We start from the raw sequence: 19,579 nt of genomic DNA, 5'->3' as shown, positions 1-19,579 counted from the left end.
CATGGGCGCCTATATCCTAAGACGCCTGTTGCTGGTCATTCCGACCCTTCTGGGCATCATGATCGTCAACTTCACGCTGGTGCAGTTCGTGCCCGGTGGTCCCATTGAACAGATCATTGCGCAGATCGAAGGGCAGGGCGACGTCTTTGCTGGGTTCGCCGGTGGTGGCGATGCCGGAGCCGGGGCCGAGCCCGCAGGTGGTGCCTTTGATGACAAATACGTCGGTGCGCGTGGCCTTCCGCCCGAATTCATCGCTGAACTGGAAAAAGAGTTTGGCTTCGACAAACCGCCACTGGAACGCTTTCTAGGCATGATGGGCAACTACCTGACGCTGGATTTTGGCGAGAGCTATTTCCGCTCGATCAGTGTGATTGATCTGGTGCTGGAAAAGATGCCGGTGTCTATTTCGCTGGGTCTGTGGTCGACGCTGATCGCCTATCTGGTCTCGATCCCGCTAGGTATCCGCAAGGCGATCAAGGACGGGTCGAGCTTTGATACTTGGACCAGCGGTGCGATCATCGTGGCCTATGCTATCCCCGGTTTCCTGTTTGCCATTCTGCTGCTGGTGTTGTTCGCCGGTGGCTCTTACTGGCAGATTTTCCCGCTACGGGGTTTGACCTCGGACAATTGGGACAGCCTCAGCCTGTTTGGAAAGATTACTGACTATTTCTGGCACATCGCTTTGCCGATAATCGCGCTGACCATCTCGGCCTTTGCGACGCTGACGCTGCTGACCAAGAACTCGTTTCTGGATGAGATCAAGAAGCAGTACGTGATGACCGCTCGCGCCAAGGGTTTGAGTGAAAGCAAGGTGCTGTATGGTCATGTCTTCCGCAACGCGATGCTGATCGTGATTGCAGGTTTCCCTGCTGTATTCATTGGTGTGTTCTTCGGTGGATCGATCATCATCGAAACCATTTTCTCGCTCGATGGTCTTGGGCGTCTGGGCTTTGAGGCGGCAGTGGCGCGCGACTATCCGGTGATTTTTGGTACGCTTTTCATATTTGGCCTGATGGGGCTGGTCGTCGGCATTATCAGCGATCTGATGTATGTGCTCGTTGACCCGCGTATCGATTTCGAAAAGCGGGAGGGGTAAATGGCACTCTCCCCTCTCAATCAGCGCCGTTGGCGCAATTTCCGGCGCAATGGCAGGGCGTTCTGGTCGCTGATCATCTTCTCGGTGTTGTTCGGCCTATCGCTGTTTGCCGAGTTCATCGCCAACGACAAACCGATCCTGGTAAAGTACCGGGGTGAAATCTACACGCCTGTCTTCAACTTTTACGCTGAAACGGAATTCGGAGGCGATTTCCAGACCGAGGCGATCTATCGCGACCCCGAGGTCATGTGCCTGATCGATAGCGGCGGATTGGATCAGTGCTTCGACGACCCCGAAGGTATCATCGACGAAATCAAGGCGGGCACGTTCGAAGCGGATGGGTTTGAGCGAGGCTGGGCCATCTGGCCTCCAATCCCGTATTCCTTCAACACCAGCGTGGACCGCCCGGGCGCTGCACCGCTGCCGCCTAATGGTCAGAATCTGCTCGGCACTGACGACACCAAGCGAGATGTGCTAGCTCGTGTCATCTATGGCTTCCGCCTGTCGATCCTGTTCACTTTACTCGTCACCGGCGTGGCCAGTCTGATCGGCATTTTTGCTGGGGCCATTCAGGGGTTCTTTGGCGGTTGGCTGGATCTGATCTTCCAACGTATTATCGAGATCTGGTCGGCGACACCCTCGCTTTATGTCATTATCATCATGTTCGCGATTCTTGGGCGAAGTTTCTGGCTCTTGGTGATTCTGATGATCCTGTTCAGTTGGACCGGACTGGTGGGCGTCGTGCGCGCTGAATTCCTGCGGGCACGAAATTTGGAGTATGTCCGTGCCGCGCGGGCGCTGGGCGTGGGTAACATGACGATCATGTTTCGCCACATGCTGCCTAATGCGATGGTCGCCACGCTGACCTTCATGCCGTTCATCGTGACCGGAACCATCGGTGGGCTGGCTTCGCTGGACTTCCTTGGCTTCGGTTTGCCGTCTTCAGCCCCGTCGCTTGGAGAGTTGACTTTGCAGGCGAAACAGAACCTTCAGGCACCGTGGCTGGCCTTCACTGCCTTCTTCACCTTTGCCATCATGCTGTCGCTGTTGGTCTTCATTTTTGAAGGCGTCCGCGATGCGTTTGATCCCAGAAAGACCTTCTCATGAGCCTTTTGGATGTGAACAACCTCAAGGTCTCGTTCCGGCAGGACGGGCAGGTGAGTGCGGCAGTCAAAGGCGTGTCCTTTACCGTCGACCGGGGTGAAACGGTGGCTTTGGTGGGCGAATCCGGCTCGGGCAAATCCGTTACGGCGTTGAGCACTGTGTCGCTGCTGGGTGATAGCGCAATTGTCGAAGGCTCGGTCACTTATGAAGGGCAAGAGATGATCGGCGCGTCCGAAGACAGGTTGATGGACGTGCGCGGCAACGACATTAGTTTCATCTTTCAGGAGCCGATGACCTCGCTCAATCCATTGCACACGATCCAGAAACAGATGGCGGAATCGCTGGCTCTGCATCAGGGCGTTACCGGCGATGAGGCGCGGGAACGGATTGTAGAACTGCTGACCAAGGTCGGCATCCGAGACCCCGAGGAGCGGCTGGACAGCTATCCGCACCAGTTGTCCGGCGGGCAGCGTCAACGCGTGATGATCGCGATGGCGTTGGCGAACAAGCCGGACATTTTGATCGCGGATGAGCCGACAACGGCGCTGGACGTCACCATCCAGGCGCAGATTCTGGAGTTGCTGGCCGAACTGCAAAAGTCCGAGAACATGGGTATGTTGTTCATCACCCATGACCTTGGCATCGTCCGCCGCATCGCCGACCGGGTTTGCGTGATGAAGGACGGTGAAATTGTCGAAGCCGGAGTGACAACGGAGATTTTCGACAACCCGCAACACCCCTATACTCGCAAGCTTCTGGAGGCCGAGCCGTCCGGGCACCCCGACCCGGTGGCCCCGGATGCCGAAGAGGTAGCCCGCACCGATCACCTGAAAGTCTGGTTCCCGATCCAGCGCGGTTTCCTGAAACGGACCGTAGGCTATGTGAAGGCCGTCAACGACGCGACCCTCAGCGTCCGTGCCGGGGAAACGATTGGGATCGTGGGGGAGAGCGGCTCGGGCAAGACGACGCTGGCGCTGGCGATCATGCGTCTGATCGCGTCCGAGGGCGGGATCACTTTCCGCGACCAGAATGTGCGCCGCTGGTCAACGCGCGAGTTGCGGCGGTTGCGCAAGGACATGCAGATTGTATTTCAGGATCCGTTCGGCAGCCTCAGCCCGCGGATGACCTGCATGCAGATCATCGCCGAGGGGCTGGCCATCCATAAGGTCGATCCTCATCGCGCCCCGCGCGATCTGGTGGCCGAAGTGATGAACGAGGTCGGATTGGACCCCTCTGCGATGGACCGCTATCCGCATGAGTTTTCCGGCGGGCAACGCCAGCGGATCGCCATCGCCCGCGCCATGGTGTTGCGGCCCAAGCTGCTGGTTCTGGACGAGCCTACAAGTGCGCTGGACATGACCGTGCAGGTGCAGATCGTTGACCTGCTGCGTGACCTGCAAAGGAAATACGGGCTGGCCTATCTGTTTATCAGCCACGACCTGAAGGTCGTGCGCGCGATGTCACATAACGTAATCGTCATGCGAAACGGCGATGTCGTCGAGATGGGCGCTGCCGAAGATTTGTTCGAACACGCCCAGACCGACTACACCCGCGAACTGATCGCGGCAGCGGGCTGATACGCAGCCCGCGCCTTCGATGTCAGGCTATTTCCTTGTTTTTGGCTGACGCGGGAACGGGGCCGCGCAGTTCTTCATAGTGATCGAATTGCAGTTTGACCCAACCGGTGCCACGGGTGGCACTGGCGAGGGTTCGGTGCAGTTCATCTTCCGCAACGGCGGGGAGTGTCGCATTGAAGATTTCCCAGCCTGAGGCGTTGGGGTTGCCTTCGAAACCTAGGACTTGTCCCTGCAGCGAGCTGATCGTTGGAACGAGATCGCCTACGAAGGTTGACGGCAGATGGATCTCGGCGTTCAGGATCGGTTGCAGCACGACTGGTTTCGCTTCGGGCAGCGCTTCACGCACCGCGTTCTTGCCAGCGGTGCGGAAGGCATAATCCGAACTGTCCACGTTATGGTGCTTGCCGTCGCTGAGCGTCACCTTAACGTCCACCACAGGGAAACCTTCGGGGCCTTCGACCAGTGCGTCCTTGGCCCCGTGTTCAACCGAAGGAATGTAATTCCGGGGTACGGCCCCACCTTTCACCACTTCCTCGAACTGGAACCCCGAGCCGCGCGGCAGCGGAGCGATGGATATGACCACATCGGCAAACTGCCCCGCACCGCCGGATTGCTTGCGGTGGCGATGGCGATGATCGACCCTTGTGCGAATGGTTTCGCGATAGGCGGTTCCGGCGGCCTCGGCCTCGATCTCGATGCCAAAATCCTCGGCGAGTTTGGCGGTCACGCGCCGCATATGCTGCGGACCTTGTGAGCCCAGAATGGAATGACCGCTCAGCTCGTCTTGCTCCAGATGCAGGCCGGGGTCGATCTCAACCAGCCGGGTCAACGCATTCGACAGGCGCACGTCGTCTCGCTCATGCGCAGGTGATACGACCTGACGATGCGCGGCAGGATGGGATGAGGCCCATTCCGGCAACGGCGTTGCCGCCGCGCTGTCATAGATGAAGCCAGGATTAAGGTGGTCGGATTTGACAGCAAGGCCAATATGTCCGGCTTCAAGCGCGCTGATCTGTGTCTTGGCGTCCAAGGTTGTCAGATTTCCAACAGTTTCGCCACCAAGGGATTCATGTGCTTTCACGCCGTCGCCCAGACCGCGCAAAACGGTGATCTTGCCGATATGCTTCTTCACATCCGCAAAGCCGGCAATGGCACAGGCGTTTTCTTCGGCCTCATCCCGGTCAGCTGCAATTTTGAATTCCGGTGCTTCATGACGCAGCGCTTTCATCAAGCGGGTCAGACCGTTGCCATGGCTCGCGGCACCTAGGCAGGCCGGGATAAGCTGATGGTTCTGCAAGACCTGTGCGGCCAGCTCGTAGACCTCGTCGCTTGGGGGCTGTTTGTCCTCAATCAGTTGCTCCAGCAGATTGTCATCGAAATCCGATAGGGTCTCCAACAACTCAGTGCGTGCTTCCTGTTCGCGGTCTTCCGCTGATTGCGGTAGCTCGATCAGGGCCGAGGGCTGCCCCTCCTGATACTTCCAGGCGCGCTCCGAGATCAGATCGACTGCGCCGATAATGGTGTCTCCGTCGCGGATCGGCACCTGCCGCAGAGCGATGTGGTGGGCGCAATAGGTCTGCAGTGCAGCAACGATGTCGCGGATGCGACCGTTGGGGCTGTCCATGCGGTTGATGAATAAAAAACAGGGAATGCCCGCCTCTTCGACCAACCTCAGATACGGGGCACACAGAACGGCAGCATCGGGGTCAGGTGGAACAACCACAACTGCTGCGTCCGAGATCGCCATGGCCGGGCCGACATAGGCCAGCGCATCGCCGCCTCCGTCTACGTCCACCGCGCACCACGGTTCGTTTAAATAAGAAAAACCGTGCAGATGCACGGTTCCGGCAACATCGAATGTGGTGGGCCGCCCGTCGAGGCGGCTGATCGCTTCGACCAAGGTGGATTTGCCCGATTGGCTGGGGCCGAGGACGGTGAAAACGCGCATGAGTGCTGTCCCTCTTTCAGGTTGCAGTATGGCTGCACGAAAAGGGCTGTCGAACGCATGCGCGTCGGCAAGAACTGTCTGCGTTTGCCTGCCTCAGGCTGTGAAGAGGTGGGTCTCTCCACCCCTTGAGTGTGGAGAAAACCGAAGGCATGCGTCAAGCCCCCGTGCCGGTTTGTAAGGGAAGGTCGCGAAAAACGACCTGCCGAAGAGTGTTCAGATCGCGGAACTATGCCCAGCCTTACTCAGATCATACGTGTCAAAGCTGCGCGCGATCATGCGGGTCAGCGCACGTGCTTCGGGCGGTATGAACAATCCGTTTTCATCCACGCGTAGCAACCCGTCGAAGGCCGCGTTTGCCGTTGCGTACATTTGCTGCAGTTCCGCAGTTGAAATGTCATAATCGCGCAGAATCTCGGCCGAGTTGATCTGAAAATCGCACATCAATGCTTCGATCAGACGAGACCGTAGAACATCCTGATCTTTGAACAAATGCCCGCGCGACGTCGAGAACCGCCCTTCGCGTATGGCCTTCGTATGAGCCGAGGTTGCCGGTGCGTTTTGCGCATATCCTTCCGGAAAGCGTGAGATCGAGCTGGCACCCAAGCCAATCAGAATAGGAGCTTGATCGTCTGTATAACCCTGGAAATTCCGTTTCAATCGACCAGCGCGCAGCGCATGGGTCAGCCCATCGTCCTGCGTTGCAAAGTGGTCGATCCCGATCTCGGCATAATTGTCCCATAGGAACAGTCGCCGGGCGGTTTCAAAAAGTTCCAGTCGCTGTTCCGGTGTGGGCAGGGCATCTGATGGAATCAACTGCTGGCGCTTGGCCATCCACGGCACATGCGCGTAGCCATAGAGTGCGACCCGGTCAGGGTTCAGCGACAACAGCTTTTGCACACTTTCGGTCATGCGTGCCTTGGTCTGGTGGGGCAGGCCATAAAGGATGTCCGCATTCAGGCTGAATATACCACGCGCGCGGATCATCTCGGCAGCTTCGCGGGTGGTGTCATAGCTTTGAATGCGACCGATGGTTTTCTGGATTTCGTCGTCAAAATCCTGAACGCCGATCGATGCGCGGTTCATCCCGGCTTCGGCCAGTGCATCCAGCCGGGCTTCGTCGATCTCATTCGGATCGATCTCGACGGAAAACTCGGCGTCTGGGCCTAGAGGCACAATCTCAAGGATTCGCGCGGCCAGATCCCGCATCAGGTCTGCATTCAACAGCGTCGGCGTGCCGCCGCCCCAGTGCAGCCGCGACAATGTAACACCCTCTGGCAGGCGTGCCGCCAGCAAATCCAGCTCGGCCTTTAGCACGTCGACATAGGCGATGACCGGGTTATCCGTCTGGGTGCCTTGTGTCCGGCAGGCGCAAAACCAGCACAGCCGACGGCAGAAGGGTACGTGGATGTAAAGCGAGATTGAACTGCCCGGAGCAATCCCGGAAATCCAGTCGCTAAACAGATCGGCCCCAACGTCATTGCTGAAGTGGGGTGCGGTGGGATAGCTTGTGTAACGCGGTACTTTCGCGTCAAAAAGTCCAAGCCGTGCCAGTTGAGGTTTCAGTGTCATAAAGATATGACTATAGCTGGAGGGCCCAGGGTACTTTGACCGAAATCAAATGGAAGCGCGAATGACACTCAAGGCCCAATTCGACCACACCAATTGCGCAGAATGCCCGATCCGGCATCGTGCGGTGTGCGCGCATTGCGAAAAGGACGAGCTGGAAGAGCTTGAGAACATCAAGTACTACCGCAGCTTTGAGGCGGGGCAGACGATCATCTGGTCCGGCGATCCGATGAATTTTGTCGGCTCGGTCGTGTCGGGAATCGCGTCTTTGACACAGACGATGGAGGATGGGCGCAGGCAAATGGTCGGCCTGCTGCTGCCCAGCGATTTCGTGGGTCGCCCCGGACGGGACAACGCGCCCTATGACGTGGTTGCAACCACCGATCTGATGATGTGCTGTTTCCGCAAAAAGCCGTTCGAAGACATGATGATCACGACGCCTCACATCTCGCAGCGCCTGCTGGAAATGACGTTGGACGAACTAGATGCGGCCCGTGAATGGATGCTGGTGCTTGGACGCAAGACCGCGCGAGAAAAGATTGCTAGCCTGCTTTCGATCATCGCGCGCCGGGACGCGTCGATTCATCAAGCCGGAATGGTAGCTCCGATTGTCTTTGACCTGCCACTGACGCGCGAGGCGATGGCCGACTATCTTGGGCTGACCCTGGAAACTGTCAGCCGGCAGATTTCCGCCTTGAAGAAAGATCAGGTCATTACTCTGGAAGGTAAACGCCATGTAACAATCCCCGATATGGGGCGCCTAATGGAAGAGGCGGGCGACGATACCGATGGCGGATTTCTGGTCTGATGCCTCAGCCCGCCGCCCTCGAACAATTGGGAGTCCCTTATGGAATTTAGCGGTTTACTCGCCATGCTGTTCATCGGCGCGATTGCTGGCTGGCTTTCGGGAAAAATCATGGAAGGGCGTGGGTTCGGCCTGATCGGGAATATTATAGTCGGGATTGTCGGTGCGTTTCTGGCAGGCACGATCTTTCCAGCCCTGGGCTTTGCGGTTGGCGGAGGGCTCATCTCTTCGATCTTCTTTGCCACTATCGGCGCGGTGATCCTGCTGTTCCTGATCGGCCTGATCCGCAAGACATAAAGCCGCACCAGAGACGGGCGGCTTTTGCGTTTGTTGGCGTCGTCAGTGAGCCAGAAACACGGGGATTTCTGATTGCTCCAGCATATTGCGGGTCGCACCGCCCAAAATGGCCTCGCGAAAGCGCGAATGGCCATAGGCCCCCATAACGATCATATCGGCCTCGGTATCGGCAGCGTGGCGATTGAGGATGTCCGAGACGCGCGTCATGGTCTTGCTGAGCACGTCGATTTCGCACTTCACCCCATGTCGCGCCAGCATCTGAGATAGCAGACCGCCCGGGTCCGATCGATCCGGCCCATGACGCGGTGGATCAATCACAACAATCCGTGTGAGTTCGGCCTGCTTCAAGAATGGCAACGCGCGACGGATGGCGCGCATCGCTTCGACGCTTTCGTTCCAGCCCACCATGACGGTTTTTGGGGCCGAAATCGGTTTGTTATCATCGGGCACCAATAGCACCGGCGAATGGCCTTCGAACATGGCGGCTTCGACGATGGGTTCCGCTTCTGCGTCGCGGTCTTTTCCATAAGGTCGGGGCAATACTACGAGATCCGAAAAGCGTGCGCGGCGTGCGACATGTCGCCCGAGATCAGCGATCTGAGCTACCCCGTTTTCAGCGGACCAGCGCACGCCCGACTTACCCAGATAATCCTGAGCGTAGGCGAGTATCTCGTCCGCCTCGGCATTGGCGCGGCTCAGGGTCTCCTGCAGGATCAAAGCGTTTGCACCGGCATAATAATAACCGGTCTGACTGCGATCGACGCCAAGACACAACGCTTCGACATGGGCGTCCTGCCCTTCTGCCAATGCCACCATTTGTGCCAGTGCGTTCTGAGAAAGCTTGGTTTCCGTCATGACCGTAAGAAGAGATTTAAATGCCATGTCGACCTCATGTTTCCGGCGCTGTCCGTTGCCAGCGCGTGTCTGTTTCTGCAAAATACCTCTCACAGAAAACAGGGGCTTGTCTTGATGCAGATCAAAGCGTCAAAGGCGACCTCGCTGCATTACAGCATGCAGTCAAAAAGGTTTCGCGTGACACGAAGAATCGCGCGAGGCATGGCAAAGGGACGCAATATGTCAAATTACATCAAGCTGATCGTGCTTGGGCTGGTGGTGCTGTTCGCAGCCATCGGCTCTAACTACGCACGGGATTTGGCGTATCAGGTGCACGCAATTCTGGTGATGTTGATCGCCGGCGGTCTGTTCATCTGGACGCTTAGAAACACGGAAGAGCCAGATATCCTCGTCGACCGCTCTGGTGAGTATATGGATGATGTGATCCGCTACGGCGTGATCGCAACCGCATTCTGGGGGGTAGTCGGGTTCCTGGCGGGGACTTTTATTGCGTTCCAGCTAGCCTTTCCGGCGCTAAACTTCGAATGGGCGCAGGGCTATCTTAATTTCGGGCGTCTGCGGCCTTTGCATACATCGGCGGTTATCTTTGCCTTTGGCGGTAACGCATTGATCGCAACTTCGTTCTATGTCGTACAGCGCACCAGCGCTGCGCGACTTTGGGGTGGAAACCTGGCATGGTTCGTGTTCTGGGGCTATCAGCTGTTCATCGTGCTTGCGGCAACCGGTTATATACTTGGTGGAACGCAGTCGAAAGAATATGCCGAACCTGAATGGTACGTTGACCTGTGGCTGACTGTTGTCTGGGTTGCCTATCTGGCTGTTTATCTGGGCACGATCATCAAGCGGAAAGAGCCGCACATCTACGTGGCAAACTGGTTCTATCTGGCCTTTATCGTGACTGTCGCCATGCTGCACCTGGTCAACAACATGACCATCCCGGTCAGCATCTGGGGATCGAAATCGGTCATCGTCTGGTCTGGTGTTCAGGATGCCATGATCCAGTGGTGGTATGGCCACAACGCCGTGGGCTTCTTCCTGACTGCCGGTTTCCTGGGTATGATGTACTACTTCATCCCGAAACAGGCTGAGCGTCCAGTATTCAGCTACAAGCTGTCGATCATCCACTTCTGGGCGCTGATCTTCCTGTATATCTGGGCCGGCCCGCACCACCTGCACTATACCGCGCTGCCTGATTGGGCCTCGACCCTTGGCATGGTGTTCTCGGTGATCCTATGGATGCCTTCGTGGGGTGGTATGATCAACGGTCTGATGACCCTGTCGGGTGCATGGGACAAACTACGCACTGACCCAGTGATCCGGATGATGGTGATTTCGGTCGGCTTTTACGGCATGTCCACGTTCGAGGGACCGATGATGTCGATCCGCGCTGTGAACAGCCTCAGCCACTATACCGACTGGACTATCGGTCACGTACACTCGGGCGCGCTGGGCTGGAACGGAATGATCACCTTTGGTGCTCTTTACTTCCTGGTCCCTGTTCTGTGGAAACGTGAGCGTCTTTACTCGCTGCAGCTGGTCAGCTGGCACTTCTGGCTCGCCACCATTGGCATCGTTCTCTACGCGGCGTCGATGTGGGTCACCGGTATCATGGAAGGCCTGATGTGGCGTGAAGTGGATGCCAATGGCTTCCTGGTGAATTCGTTCGCTGACACCGTTGCTGCGAAGTTCCCGATGTATGTGGTGCGTGCGCTGGGTGGCGTGATGTTCGTCGCTGGCTCGCTGATCATGTGCTACAACCTGTGGATGACTGTACGGAAAGCGCCGGCCAAAGAGGCCAGCCTGACCGTCGCGGTCCCGGCTGAATAAGGAGGGCCGGAGCAATGGCAATTCTCGACAAACACAAGATCCTCGAGACCAACGCGACCCTCCTGCTGATCTTCAGCTTTCTGGTCGTGACCATCGGTGGCATCGTACAGATCGCGCCCCTGTTCTATCTTGAGAACACCATCGAGAAGGTGGAGGGCATGCGCCCTTACACCCCTCTCGAACTGGCGGGGCGTGAGGTTTATCTGCGCGAAGGCTGCTATGTTTGCCACAGCCAGATGATCCGCCCGATGCGTGATGAGGTTGAACGCTATGGCCACTACTCGCTGGCGGCTGAATCCATGTATGATCATCCGTTCCAATGGGGGTCCAAACGCACCGGGCCGGATATTGCCCGCGTCGGTGGCCGGTATTCGGATCAATGGCAGGTGGACCACCTGCGCGATCCACAATCGGTGGTGCCGGAATCGGTGATGCCGAAATACGGCTTCCTTGAGGATCGTAAGCTAGACGGCAAGTATATCGGTGACATCATGGCGGCAAATGCCGTGGTCGGCACCCCGTATACCGACGAGATGCTTGAACAGGCGCAGGCCGATTTTCGGGCGCAGGCCGATCCGGACAGCGATTATGATGGATTGTTGGAACGCTATGGCGACAAGGTCAATGTGCGTAACTTTGACGGTCAGCCCGAGCTGACTGAAATGGATGCGTTGGTTGCTTACCTCCAGATGCTGGGCACGCTGGTCGATTTCTCGACCTTCACCCCGGACGCAAGCCGTTAAAGGAGGGTGTGATGGAACTATACACAATTCTAAGGCAGTTCGCGGATAGCTGGATGTTGCTGCTCCTGTTCTCGTTTTTTATTGGCATCATCATCTGGGTTTTCCGCCCTGGTGCCAGCAAGGAATACAAGGACACCGCCAACATCCCGTTCCGGCACGCTGATGCCCCAGCGCCCCGTCGGGGCGACGACAAACCCGCCACATCCAAGGAGGCGCGGCAATGAGTAAGACACCTGAAAAACAGCCGGGCGATCCTAACACCACGGGTCACAGCTGGGACGGAATCGAGGAATTCGATAATCCGATGCCACGCTGGTGGCTTTGGACCTTTTACGCGACCATCATTTGGGGCGTGATCTACACGATCATGTACCCCGCATGGCCCTTGGTTCAATCGGCAACCGCCGGTGTGCTGGGTTGGTCCTCGCGCGAGCTGGTGCAGCAGGAAATGGTCGCGTTCGAAGAAGCGAATGCGCCGTGGAATGCCAAGTTGGTGGAAACACCGCTGGAAGAAATCTCGGCCGACGCGGAGCTGCAACAATACGCAGTTAACTCTGGTGGCGCTGTGTTCCGAACCTGGTGTGCGCAGTGCCACGGATCGGGCGCGCAGGGTGCGCCGGGTTTCCCGAACCTGCTGGATGATGCCTGGCTGTGGGGCGGCTCGCTTGAGGATATCGAGTACACCATCGCCTATGGCATCCGGAACGAGGAAAGCGACGACGCGCGCTATTCCGAGATGCCGGCCTTTGGTGAGATCCTCGAAAAGGATGAGATCACTCAAGTGGTTCAATACGTCATGTCCCTGACCAACGCCCAGACCGATGACGCGGCGGCGCAGGCAGGCAAGGTTGTGTTCGAAGACAACTGCGCGGCTTGCCACGGTGATGACGGCAAAGGCGACGTTTCCCAGGGTGCGCCGAATCTGACCGATGCGATCTGGCTTTACGGCGGCAGCCAAGAGGCCCTGACCGAGACGGTCACCTACAGCCGCTTTGGCGTGATGCCCCCATGGGAAAATCGCCTGACCGACGCGCAAATCCGCGCCGTGACGGCGTATGTTCATCAGTTGGGTGGTGGTCAGTAAGGGTTAAAAGAACACCTCCGGGCGGTCTCCCGCCCGAAGGTCTAGGCACCGGCTGTTCCATCTGTTCGCGCGTTTCCAGAACAGCCGGTGCCGATTTTCAAACAATAGGGCTGCAATCTCTGCCGGTCCAGATACGGCATTCAAACCAGTATCAAAGATCGTTCAGATTTACATCGCGCGGGTTTTCTCTCCACCAATGATGTTCGGGCAGCCAGCGCCGCTTGCGACGGCCCGGCTTTGGCGCATCGTAGATGTGAGGCGTATTGATGCGTGTCGCGTTCAAAAAAGATCTGGCGAATACGGTCAGCATGGTTTCCCTCCTGTGCAGAGTTGTTTCTGAGCTTTAAGATTGACCTTTCGCACGCCGAATGCGACTCAATTACCATTTCAATGTGTAAGTAGGGTTTACATATGGACTGGCTATCACTGCCGCCGTTGGCCTCTCTCAGGGCTTTTGCAGCCTTCGCTGAGAAGCGAAGTGTTGTCGAGGCCGGTGCTGCGCTCAATGTTAGCCACGCTGCAATCAGTCAGCAGCTTCGCGCGCTCGAGAAACATCTGGGCGCGGCTCTGCTGGACCGAACGGGCAAAGCGCTGACACTTACCGCGGAAGGTGAGCATCTGGCCCGTGCCCTGCAGCTTGGATTTGGTGCGATCGAGGCTGCTGTGGGTGATCTGGCTCGCTCGGCTCAGGACCGCCCGGTTCATGTGTCGCTGACGTCTTCCTTCGCTGCATCTTGGCTAATGCCGCGACTGCCGAGTTTCCGCGCGACGCATCCCGACGTAAACCTGATCCTAGATCCAACCTTTGAGGTGGTCGAGCTGCAACCGGGTGGCGTGGATGTAGCGATCCGTTATGGCGCCGGCGGTTGGCCGGGGGTGGAGTGTGAGATGTTGTTGCAGACGCCGATGGTCATCGTCGCCTCACCCACACTATTGGGTAACAAGACCGATTGGTCCCCGGCAGAACTTGCGCAGTTGCCGTGGCTTGAGGAAATTGGCACGACTGAGGGGACAAAATGGCTGACTGAGCGAGGTGTCGGACCCGAACGCGGCGCGGGGCGTACGCAGCTTCCCGGTAACCTGCTGCTGGATGGTTTGCGGTCTGGGCAAGGGGTCACCGTCACTGTGCGACAATTCGTCGAAGCGGACATCAATGCGGGCCGCATCGTCGAACTGTTCGCCGAGCCGGATACGCGCGGGTATCATATAGTTACGCAAAAACAAGCTCTTAGGCGATCCGTGAAAATCTTCATCAACTGGCTGAGGCGCGAAGCGCGAAGCCAGCAGTAATTCACGCGTCTAAAGGTGTCTGCACGATGCGCGTTTTGACCCATGTCAAAGTCCCTTGCCTCGTGATCTGGAAGAACACACACTCAGAATAGCCAGTTGCGGAGCCAGCCTGTGAGCGATTCCAATCCCACCCCCAGTCTCTACGCCGCCAGAGAGCCGATTTTCCCGAGACGTGTGTCCGGCCCGTTTCGCAATCTGAAATGGATCATCATGGCGGTGACGCTGGGCATTTACTATGTGACGCCTTGGATCAGGTGGGATCGCGGTCCAAGCCTTCCGGATCAGGCCGTTCTTCTGGATCTGGCGAACCGCCGCTTCTATTTCTTCTGGATCGAGATTTGGCCGCACGAGTTCTATTTTGTCGCTGGGCTGCTGATCATGGCAGGATTGGGTCTGTTCCTGTTCACCTCGGCGCTTGGGCGGGTCTGGTGCGGATATGCCTGCCCGCAGACGGTTTGGACGGACCTGTATATCCTTGTCGAGCGCTGGATCGAGGGCGACCGTAATGCGCGCCTGCGTCTGCACAGGCAGAAAAAGCTGGATTTCCGCAAGGCGCGGCTGCGCCTGACCAAGTGGGTCGCTTGGTTCTTCATCGGGCTCGCGACCGGTGGCGCCTGGGTTTTCTATTTTGCGGATGCACCAACTCTGGCGCGTGATCTGGTCACCGGAAACGCGCATCCAGTGGCCTATACGACGATGCTGATTCTGACCGGCACCACGTTTTTCTTCGGTGGCTTTGCACGCGAACAAATCTGCATCTATGCCTGCCCATGGCCGCGCATACAGGCCGCGATGATGGACGAGGATACCCTGGTCGTCGGATATCGCGAATGGCGGGGTGAACCACGCGGCAAAGGCAAACGTACGGCTGACAGCGAGCTGGGCGATTGCATCGATTGTATGGCTTGCGTCAATGTCTGCCCGGTAGGGATCGACATCCGAGACGGTCAGCAACTGGAATGCATTACCTGTGCACTTTGCATCGACGCCTGCGATGACATGATGGCCAAGATAGGCAAGCCCCGTGGTCTGATCGATTACATGGCGCTGAGTGATGAGGCCCGCGAACGCGAAGGTCAGCCACCCAAAAACGTTTGGAAACACATCCTGCGTCCGCGCACGATCCTGTACACGGCGCTATGGTCACTGGTCGGATTTGCATTGCTCTTTGCGCTGTTCATTCGTTCGGATATCGATTTGACGGTTGCGCCGGTGCGGAACCCGACTTTCGTTACCCTTTCAGATGGCACGATCCGTAACACCTATGATGTACGCCTGCGCAACAAACATGGCGAGGATCGGCCATTCAAACTGACGATTGCGGGCGATCCATCGCTGCAGATTGAAATCGAAGGTGTTGAAGGCGAGACTGTTAATGTCACTGCAGATACGGCACAATTGACCCGCGTCTATATCACCGCTCCGCAGGGTACTGCCCCAGCGGCGGCTGACAGCACCTCGGTTCGCATCTGGGTCGAAGATCTGGAAAGTGGTGAGCGGGCCTACAAGGATACCAGTTTCAACGGACGAGGAAGCTGAGAATGGCAGAACGTCAATTCACAGGCAAACACGCATTGGCGGTATTTGTCGCGGCCTTTGGCGTGATCATCACGGTGAACCTCGTCTTGGCTTATAGTGCAATCAAGACCTTTCCGGGGCTTGAGGTGAAGAACTCTTATGTAGCCAGCCAGGAGTTCAATGAACGTTTGAAGGAACAGCAGGCCTTGGGTTGGAACATCAAGGCCGAGCTGACCGGAGGGCTGCTGGTGCTATACATAACGGATCAGACCGGTTCCCCTGTTGAAGTGGCAGATCTGCAGGCCGTGGTGGGGCGCGCCACCCATGTGAAGGAAGACTTCTCGCCGGACTTTACTTTTGATGGCATCGCCTATGCCGCTCCGGCTGCCCTTGGCGAAGGGAACTGGAACATTCGCCTTGTGGCCAAAGCAAAAGATGGTGCCGAGTTCGCGCAACGTGTGCCCCTGTATGTGAAAGGTTAGAGATGGTTGCGCAAGCCACTCCATCTCGGGCAGCCTGTCCTGGCTGCATCGCAGCCCCGGCGGAAGCGGCGCGGCCAATCCCAGAGGATGTGCAGATCGCGCTGTCGCTGCCGGGCATCCACTGCTCGGCCTGCATCTCTACGGTCGAGCGTGAGTTGAATGCCCATCCCGGAGTTGAAGACGCGCGGGTCAATCTCACGCTGAAACGCGCGATGATCAAGGCGGCACCGGATACGCGCGCCGCCGATCTGATCCCGGTGCTGGAGCGCGCTGGCTTTGAAGCCCACGAACTGGATCCGGGTGCGCTTTCGGCTACGCAAACCGATAAGGCCGGGCGCGATCTGCTGATGCGGCTGGCAGTGGCGGGTTTTGCTTCGATGAACGTGATGCTGTTATCGGTGTCGGTCTGGTCCGGCGCCACCGATGCGACGCGCGACATGTTCCACTGGATATCGGCAGCGATTGCGCTGCCTGCAATTGCGTTCTCGGCCCAGCCTTTCTTTTCCAACGCCTGGAGCGCGCTGCGCGTGCGCCGGTTGAATATGGATGTGCCGATTGTTCTGGCGATCCTGCTGGCTCTGGTCACGTCGCTTTGGGAAACTGCACTCAGCGGTGAACATGCTTATTTCGACGCGGCTTTGACCCTGACATTCTTCCTGCTAGCGGGCAGGTATTTGGACTATCGCACCCGTGCCGCGGCACGTTCAGCTGCCGAAGAACTAACCGCGCTGGAGGTCCCGCGCGCCATCCGGCTCGTGGATGGGACCGAAGCGGAAGTGGCGGTGGCGAGCCTTAACGTGGGTGAACTGATTCTGGTTCGCCCCGGAGGGCGCATGCCAGTGGATGGCGAAATCATCTCGGGCCAGTCCGAGTTGGACCGGTCGCTGCTGACCGGGGAAACCCTCCCGGTCTTTGCCGAGGCCGGGCTGAACGTCAGTGCAGGTGAGGTTAACCTGACCGGCCCTCTGACCATCCGTGCGACGGCAGTCGGGGAAGATACCTCGCTGCACCGTATGGCGGATCTTGTAGCCATCGCTGAATCGGGCCGGTCACGGTATACCTCGCTGGCAGACAAGGCGGCCAAGCTTTATGCGCCGGGGGTGCATATACTCTCCGCGCTCAGCTTCTTAGGATGGTATATTTATTCAGGCGATATCCGGACGGCGCTGAATATCGCTGCGGCGGTTTTGATCATCACATGTCCCTGCGCGTTGGGCTTGGCAGTCCCGGCGGTAACCACTGCAGCATCAGGCCGATTGTTCCGCAGCGGCATGCTGATCAAACACGCGACCGCGTTAGAACGGCTGGCCGAAGTGGATACTGTGGTATTTGACAAGACCGGCACCCTAACATCTGGTGCTCCCGAGTTGACCAATCTTGGTGATCATTCGCGTACCGATTTGCAATTGGCTCTGGCATTGGCCGAAGCGTCTTCGCACCCCTTGTCTCTTGCCCTTGCAAAGGCTGCGCGTGAGGCAGGGATCAAGCCTGCCAAGTTGCACGATGTTGTTGAGGTGCCGGGATATGGCACTGAGGGCGTTTACCGTGATCAGCAGGTCCGGCTGGGTCGAGCGGCCTGGGTCGGCGGCGAAGATGGTGAGCAGACCGCAGCCTGGCTCGCAATTGGATCGCGGACGCCATCGCGCTTTACTTTTATCGACAGTCTGCGCGCAGGCGCAGCCGAGGCGGTTGCGGCTTTCCGCGCTGCTGGCAAAGACGTCATCCTGATTTCCGGCGATACGCAAGGCGCGGTTCAGGCCTTGGCGGGCAAGCTTGGCATTGAGAACTGGATCGCCCAGGCCTTGCCACAAGACAAAGCCGCCAAAGTGCGGGAGCTGAGTGATCAGGGTCGGCACGTTCTGATGGTCGGCGATGGGCTGAACGATACGGCGGCATTGGCGGCGGCGCATGTCTCGATTTCTCCGGCCAGCGCCTTGGATGCCGCGCGGGTGGCGTCGGATATCGTGCTACTGGGCAATGATCTGTCCCCGATCGCTGAGGCTTGCGATACAGCCGTCAGGGCGACGCGTCGGATTCGCGAGAATTTCCGGATCGCCACTGTCTATAACATCATCGCGGTCCCGCTGGCCGTTGCCGGGTTGGCGACACCCCTTATTGCGGCATTGGCGATGTCGACCTCGTCGATTACTGTTTCGCTGAACGCCTTGCGGCTGAGGTAACTCTGATGGAAGTGCTTGCCTATCTGATCCCGATTTCCCTGCTTTTGGGCGGGGTTGGCTTGGTTGCGTTTATCTACACGGTCCGCTCGAACCAGTATGAGGATCCGGAAGGCGATGCGCGCCGTATCCTCAGCGACGAATGGGATGACAAGCCCAAGCCCTGACAAGGGCGTCAACAGCCCTTGAAATTGCCGCAATGCCCGGCTATGTCCGGCCCATCCGCTAGAAGAGAGATTGTAGCCTCATGGCAACCTTAAACCCGATCCAGTTCATTCAGCAGGTCCGCGCCGAAGTCGCAAAGGTCGTCTGGCCGACCCGTCGTGAGGTGCTGTTGACCACGGTCATGGTGTTCATCATGGCTGCGCTGACGGCTGTGTTCTTTGCGCTGGTTGATCTGGGCATTCGCGGCGGTCTGCAACTGGTACTCGGCGCGTTCAGCTAAGCCGGTTTGGGCAAGCCGAAACGCGACTGCCCCCTTGCACAGCTTGCGATGTCAGAGTAGGTGACATGACTATTCGGAATGGGCGTGCGGCGAATCGGGCTGCGCGCCGCTTTTTATTCCGGGTGACGCAATAGGATTTCAACGAAGGGCGCGATGCGTCGCAGCCCAAAGGCAAACAAGGACGACAGGTTCATGGCGAAACGGTGGTATTCGGTCAGCGTTCTTTCGAATTTCGAAAAGAAGATCGCAGAGCAGATCCGCACGTCGGTGGCTGAGCAGGGCCTTGAAGACGATATCGACGAGGTTCTGGTGCCCACCGAAGAGGTGATCGAAGTGCGCCGGGGCAAGAAGGTCACCACCGAACGCCGCTTTATGCCGGGTTACGTGCTGGTACACATGGAAATGTCGGATCAGGGCTATCACCTGATCAACTCGATCAATCGCGTTACCGGCTTCCTGGGCCCTCAGGGCCGCCCGATGCCGATGCGCGACGCCGAGGTGAACCAGATCCTCAACCGCGTTCAGGAAGGTGAAGAAGCGCCCAAGCTGATGATCAGCTTCGAGGTCGGCGAGAAGGTCAAGGTCAACGACGGCCCGTTCGAGGATTTCGACGGCATGGTCGAAGGTGTGGACGACGAAAACCAGAAACTGAAAGTTTCGGTTTCGATCTTTGGCCGCGAAACACCGGTCGAGCTGGACTTTACGCAGGTCACTAAGCAGAGCTGATTGGTTTCCATCGAACCATCGTTTGGGGTGCCTTATGGG

Annotated in this window: 20 protein-coding genes; 16 read left to right on the top strand and 4 right to left on the bottom strand. The window is 57.9% G+C overall.

Annotation, left to right across the window (positions count from 1 at the left end; genetic code table 11):
* The first annotated feature begins 1 nt into the window (after nucleotide 1).
* Genes ACR0KC_RS07905 through ACR0KC_RS07895 form a run of 3 tightly spaced genes read left to right on the top strand, consistent with a single transcriptional unit; the run spans nucleotide 2 to nucleotide 3,777 of the window.
* On the top strand, nucleotides 2-1,096 hold the full coding sequence (locus ACR0KC_RS07905) for a microcin C ABC transporter permease YejB (RefSeq protein ID WP_170398655.1): 1,095 nt from the start codon (nucleotides 2-4) through the stop codon (nucleotides 1,094-1,096).
* Nucleotides 1,097-2,203, top strand: a complete 1,107-nt coding sequence (locus ACR0KC_RS07900) for an ABC transporter permease (RefSeq protein ID WP_170398652.1) — start codon at nucleotides 1,097-1,099, stop codon at nucleotides 2,201-2,203.
* Nucleotides 2,200-3,777 carry an ABC transporter ATP-binding protein gene (locus tag ACR0KC_RS07895; RefSeq protein WP_480705793.1) on the top strand — a complete coding sequence of 526 codons (1,578 nt, stop codon included), beginning with the start codon at nucleotides 2,200-2,202 and terminating at the stop codon, nucleotides 3,775-3,777. Before ACR0KC_RS07900 ends, ACR0KC_RS07895 begins: the two co-directional genes overlap by 4 nt.
* A gap of 22 nt (nucleotides 3,778-3,799) precedes the next feature.
* Here ACR0KC_RS07895 and ACR0KC_RS07890 read toward each other — a convergent pair whose 3' ends face one another.
* Nucleotides 3,800-5,725: an elongation factor G gene (locus ACR0KC_RS07890; protein ID WP_480705791.1), complete on the bottom strand. Its 1,926-nt coding sequence runs from the start codon at nucleotides 5,723-5,725 to the stop codon at nucleotides 3,800-3,802.
* 213 nt (nucleotides 5,726-5,938) lie between these two features.
* On the bottom strand, nucleotides 5,939-7,294 hold the full coding sequence (gene hemN, locus ACR0KC_RS07885; protein ID WP_170425755.1) for an oxygen-independent coproporphyrinogen III oxidase: 1,356 nt from the start codon (nucleotides 7,292-7,294) through the stop codon (nucleotides 5,939-5,941).
* A 61-nt stretch (nucleotides 7,295-7,355) separates the two neighbouring features.
* Between hemN and fnrL the strand changes: the two genes are divergently transcribed.
* Entirely contained in the window at nucleotides 7,356-8,099 is a 744-nt protein-coding gene (gene fnrL, locus ACR0KC_RS07880) for a transcriptional regulator FnrL (protein ID WP_170406526.1), read from the top strand.
* Between the two features lie 39 nt (nucleotides 8,100-8,138).
* Nucleotides 8,139-8,393 carry a GlsB/YeaQ/YmgE family stress response membrane protein gene (locus ACR0KC_RS07875; RefSeq protein WP_170398637.1) on the top strand — a complete coding sequence of 85 codons (255 nt, stop codon included), beginning with the start codon at nucleotides 8,139-8,141 and terminating at the stop codon, nucleotides 8,391-8,393.
* Nucleotides 8,394-8,435: 42 nt separating this feature from the next.
* Here the strand turns inward: ACR0KC_RS07875 and ACR0KC_RS07870 are convergent, their stop codons facing one another.
* Nucleotides 8,436-9,275 carry a universal stress protein gene (locus ACR0KC_RS07870; protein ID WP_170398633.1) on the bottom strand — a complete coding sequence of 280 codons (840 nt, stop codon included), beginning with the start codon at nucleotides 9,273-9,275 and terminating at the stop codon, nucleotides 8,436-8,438.
* Nucleotides 9,276-9,467: 192 nt separating this feature from the next.
* Here ACR0KC_RS07870 and ccoN point away from each other — a divergent pair, with 192 nt between their 5' ends.
* The 4 genes from ccoN to ccoP are packed head-to-tail and all read left to right on the top strand — an operon-like array spanning nucleotide 9,468 to nucleotide 12,902.
* Nucleotides 9,468-11,075 carry a cytochrome-c oxidase, cbb3-type subunit I gene (gene ccoN / locus ACR0KC_RS07865; protein WP_170398630.1) on the top strand — a complete coding sequence of 536 codons (1,608 nt, stop codon included), beginning with the start codon at nucleotides 9,468-9,470 and terminating at the stop codon, nucleotides 11,073-11,075.
* A 14-nt stretch (nucleotides 11,076-11,089) separates the two neighbouring features.
* Nucleotides 11,090-11,818 (top strand): cytochrome-c oxidase, cbb3-type subunit II, encoded by a 729-nt coding sequence (ccoO, locus tag ACR0KC_RS07860; RefSeq protein ID WP_170398627.1) that lies wholly within the window; start codon nucleotides 11,090-11,092, stop codon nucleotides 11,816-11,818.
* Between the two features lie 11 nt (nucleotides 11,819-11,829).
* Nucleotides 11,830-12,042: a cbb3-type cytochrome c oxidase subunit 3 gene (locus ACR0KC_RS07855; RefSeq protein ID WP_170398624.1), complete on the top strand. Its 213-nt coding sequence runs from the start codon at nucleotides 11,830-11,832 to the stop codon at nucleotides 12,040-12,042.
* The gene (gene ccoP / locus ACR0KC_RS07850) at nucleotides 12,039-12,902 is read left to right on the top strand and encodes a cytochrome-c oxidase, cbb3-type subunit III (RefSeq protein WP_170398621.1); all 864 of its coding nucleotides are present in this window, start codon (nucleotides 12,039-12,041) and stop codon (nucleotides 12,900-12,902) included. The genes ACR0KC_RS07855 and ccoP overlap by 4 nt, the downstream gene beginning before the upstream one ends.
* Nucleotides 12,903-13,053: 151 nt before the next feature.
* Here ccoP and ACR0KC_RS07845 read toward each other — a convergent pair whose 3' ends face one another.
* Nucleotides 13,054-13,212, bottom strand: a complete 159-nt coding sequence (locus tag ACR0KC_RS07845) for a hypothetical protein (RefSeq protein WP_170398617.1) — start codon at nucleotides 13,210-13,212, stop codon at nucleotides 13,054-13,056.
* A 101-nt stretch (nucleotides 13,213-13,313) separates the two neighbouring features.
* Between ACR0KC_RS07845 and ACR0KC_RS07840 the strand changes: the two genes are divergently transcribed.
* The 7 genes from ACR0KC_RS07840 to nusG all read left to right on the top strand — a co-directional run bounded on the left by ACR0KC_RS07840 (nucleotide 13,314) and on the right by nusG (nucleotide 19,540).
* Complete coding sequence (locus tag ACR0KC_RS07840) at nucleotides 13,314-14,192, top strand: LysR family transcriptional regulator (RefSeq protein WP_480705784.1); 879 nt, start codon at nucleotides 13,314-13,316, stop codon at nucleotides 14,190-14,192.
* Between the two features lie 111 nt (nucleotides 14,193-14,303).
* Complete coding sequence (ccoG, locus tag ACR0KC_RS07835) at nucleotides 14,304-15,731, top strand: cytochrome c oxidase accessory protein CcoG (protein WP_170398610.1); 1,428 nt, start codon at nucleotides 14,304-14,306, stop codon at nucleotides 15,729-15,731.
* A gap of 2 nt (nucleotides 15,732-15,733) precedes the next feature.
* The gene (locus ACR0KC_RS07830; protein ID WP_170406514.1) at nucleotides 15,734-16,192 is read left to right on the top strand and encodes a FixH family protein; all 459 of its coding nucleotides are present in this window, start codon (nucleotides 15,734-15,736) and stop codon (nucleotides 16,190-16,192) included.
* Between the two features lie 2 nt (nucleotides 16,193-16,194).
* Complete coding sequence (locus tag ACR0KC_RS07825; RefSeq protein ID WP_480771691.1) at nucleotides 16,195-18,372, top strand: heavy metal translocating P-type ATPase; 2,178 nt, start codon at nucleotides 16,195-16,197, stop codon at nucleotides 18,370-18,372.
* A 5-nt stretch (nucleotides 18,373-18,377) separates the two neighbouring features.
* Nucleotides 18,378-18,536, top strand: coding sequence for a cbb3-type cytochrome oxidase assembly protein CcoS (ccoS, locus tag ACR0KC_RS07820; RefSeq protein ID WP_074737762.1), 159 nt, complete (start codon nucleotides 18,378-18,380; stop codon nucleotides 18,534-18,536).
* 80 nt (nucleotides 18,537-18,616) lie between these two features.
* Nucleotides 18,617-18,814, top strand: a complete 198-nt coding sequence (gene secE, locus ACR0KC_RS07815) for a preprotein translocase subunit SecE (protein ID WP_170398600.1) — start codon at nucleotides 18,617-18,619, stop codon at nucleotides 18,812-18,814.
* A gap of 192 nt (nucleotides 18,815-19,006) precedes the next feature.
* Complete coding sequence (gene nusG, locus ACR0KC_RS07810; RefSeq protein ID WP_152459924.1) at nucleotides 19,007-19,540, top strand: transcription termination/antitermination protein NusG; 534 nt, start codon at nucleotides 19,007-19,009, stop codon at nucleotides 19,538-19,540.
* Nucleotides 19,541-19,579: the final 39 nt, after the last annotated feature.

This window comes from Ruegeria sp. CF3 (assembly GCF_056537365.1).
Note: the sequence above shows the minus strand (reverse complement) of the source record. Positions and strands in the feature narration are given on the sequence as shown.

What these genes read in the sequence shown, in the direction of transcription:
- ccoO (WP_170398627.1), top strand. Translation starts at nt 11,090, where the DNA reads ATGGCAATTCTCGACAAACACAAGATCCTCGAGACCAACGCGACCCTC.
- ACR0KC_RS07855 (WP_170398624.1), top strand. Translation starts at nt 11,830, where the DNA reads ATGGAACTATACACAATTCTAAGGCAGTTCGCGGATAGCTGGATGTTG.
- nusG (WP_152459924.1), top strand. Translation starts at nt 19,007, where the DNA reads ATGGCGAAACGGTGGTATTCGGTCAGCGTTCTTTCGAATTTCGAAAAG.
- ACR0KC_RS07830 (WP_170406514.1), top strand. Translation starts at nt 15,734, where the DNA reads ATGGCAGAACGTCAATTCACAGGCAAACACGCATTGGCGGTATTTGTC.
- ACR0KC_RS07875 (WP_170398637.1), top strand. Translation starts at nt 8,139, where the DNA reads ATGGAATTTAGCGGTTTACTCGCCATGCTGTTCATCGGCGCGATTGCT.
- hemN (WP_170425755.1), bottom strand. Translation starts at nt 7,294, where the DNA reads ATGACACTGAAACCTCAACTGGCACGGCTTGGACTTTTTGACGCGAAA.
- ACR0KC_RS07825 (WP_480771691.1), top strand. Translation starts at nt 16,195, where the DNA reads ATGGTTGCGCAAGCCACTCCATCTCGGGCAGCCTGTCCTGGCTGCATC.
- ACR0KC_RS07870 (WP_170398633.1), bottom strand. Translation starts at nt 9,275, where the DNA reads ATGGCATTTAAATCTCTTCTTACGGTCATGACGGAAACCAAGCTTTCT.
- fnrL (WP_170406526.1), top strand. Translation starts at nt 7,356, where the DNA reads ATGACACTCAAGGCCCAATTCGACCACACCAATTGCGCAGAATGCCCG.
- ccoP (WP_170398621.1), top strand. Translation starts at nt 12,039, where the DNA reads ATGAGTAAGACACCTGAAAAACAGCCGGGCGATCCTAACACCACGGGT.
- ccoS (WP_074737762.1), top strand. Translation starts at nt 18,378, where the DNA reads ATGGAAGTGCTTGCCTATCTGATCCCGATTTCCCTGCTTTTGGGCGGG.
- ACR0KC_RS07890 (WP_480705791.1), bottom strand. Translation starts at nt 5,725, where the DNA reads ATGCGCGTTTTCACCGTCCTCGGCCCCAGCCAATCGGGCAAATCCACC.
- ACR0KC_RS07905 (WP_170398655.1), top strand. Translation starts at nt 2, where the DNA reads ATGGGCGCCTATATCCTAAGACGCCTGTTGCTGGTCATTCCGACCCTT.
- ACR0KC_RS07900 (WP_170398652.1), top strand. Translation starts at nt 1,097, where the DNA reads ATGGCACTCTCCCCTCTCAATCAGCGCCGTTGGCGCAATTTCCGGCGC.
- ACR0KC_RS07840 (WP_480705784.1), top strand. Translation starts at nt 13,314, where the DNA reads ATGGACTGGCTATCACTGCCGCCGTTGGCCTCTCTCAGGGCTTTTGCA.
- ACR0KC_RS07845 (WP_170398617.1), bottom strand. Translation starts at nt 13,212, where the DNA reads ATGCTGACCGTATTCGCCAGATCTTTTTTGAACGCGACACGCATCAAT.
- secE (WP_170398600.1), top strand. Translation starts at nt 18,617, where the DNA reads ATGGCAACCTTAAACCCGATCCAGTTCATTCAGCAGGTCCGCGCCGAA.
- ccoN (WP_170398630.1), top strand. Translation starts at nt 9,468, where the DNA reads ATGTCAAATTACATCAAGCTGATCGTGCTTGGGCTGGTGGTGCTGTTC.
- ACR0KC_RS07895 (WP_480705793.1), top strand. Translation starts at nt 2,200, where the DNA reads ATGAGCCTTTTGGATGTGAACAACCTCAAGGTCTCGTTCCGGCAGGAC.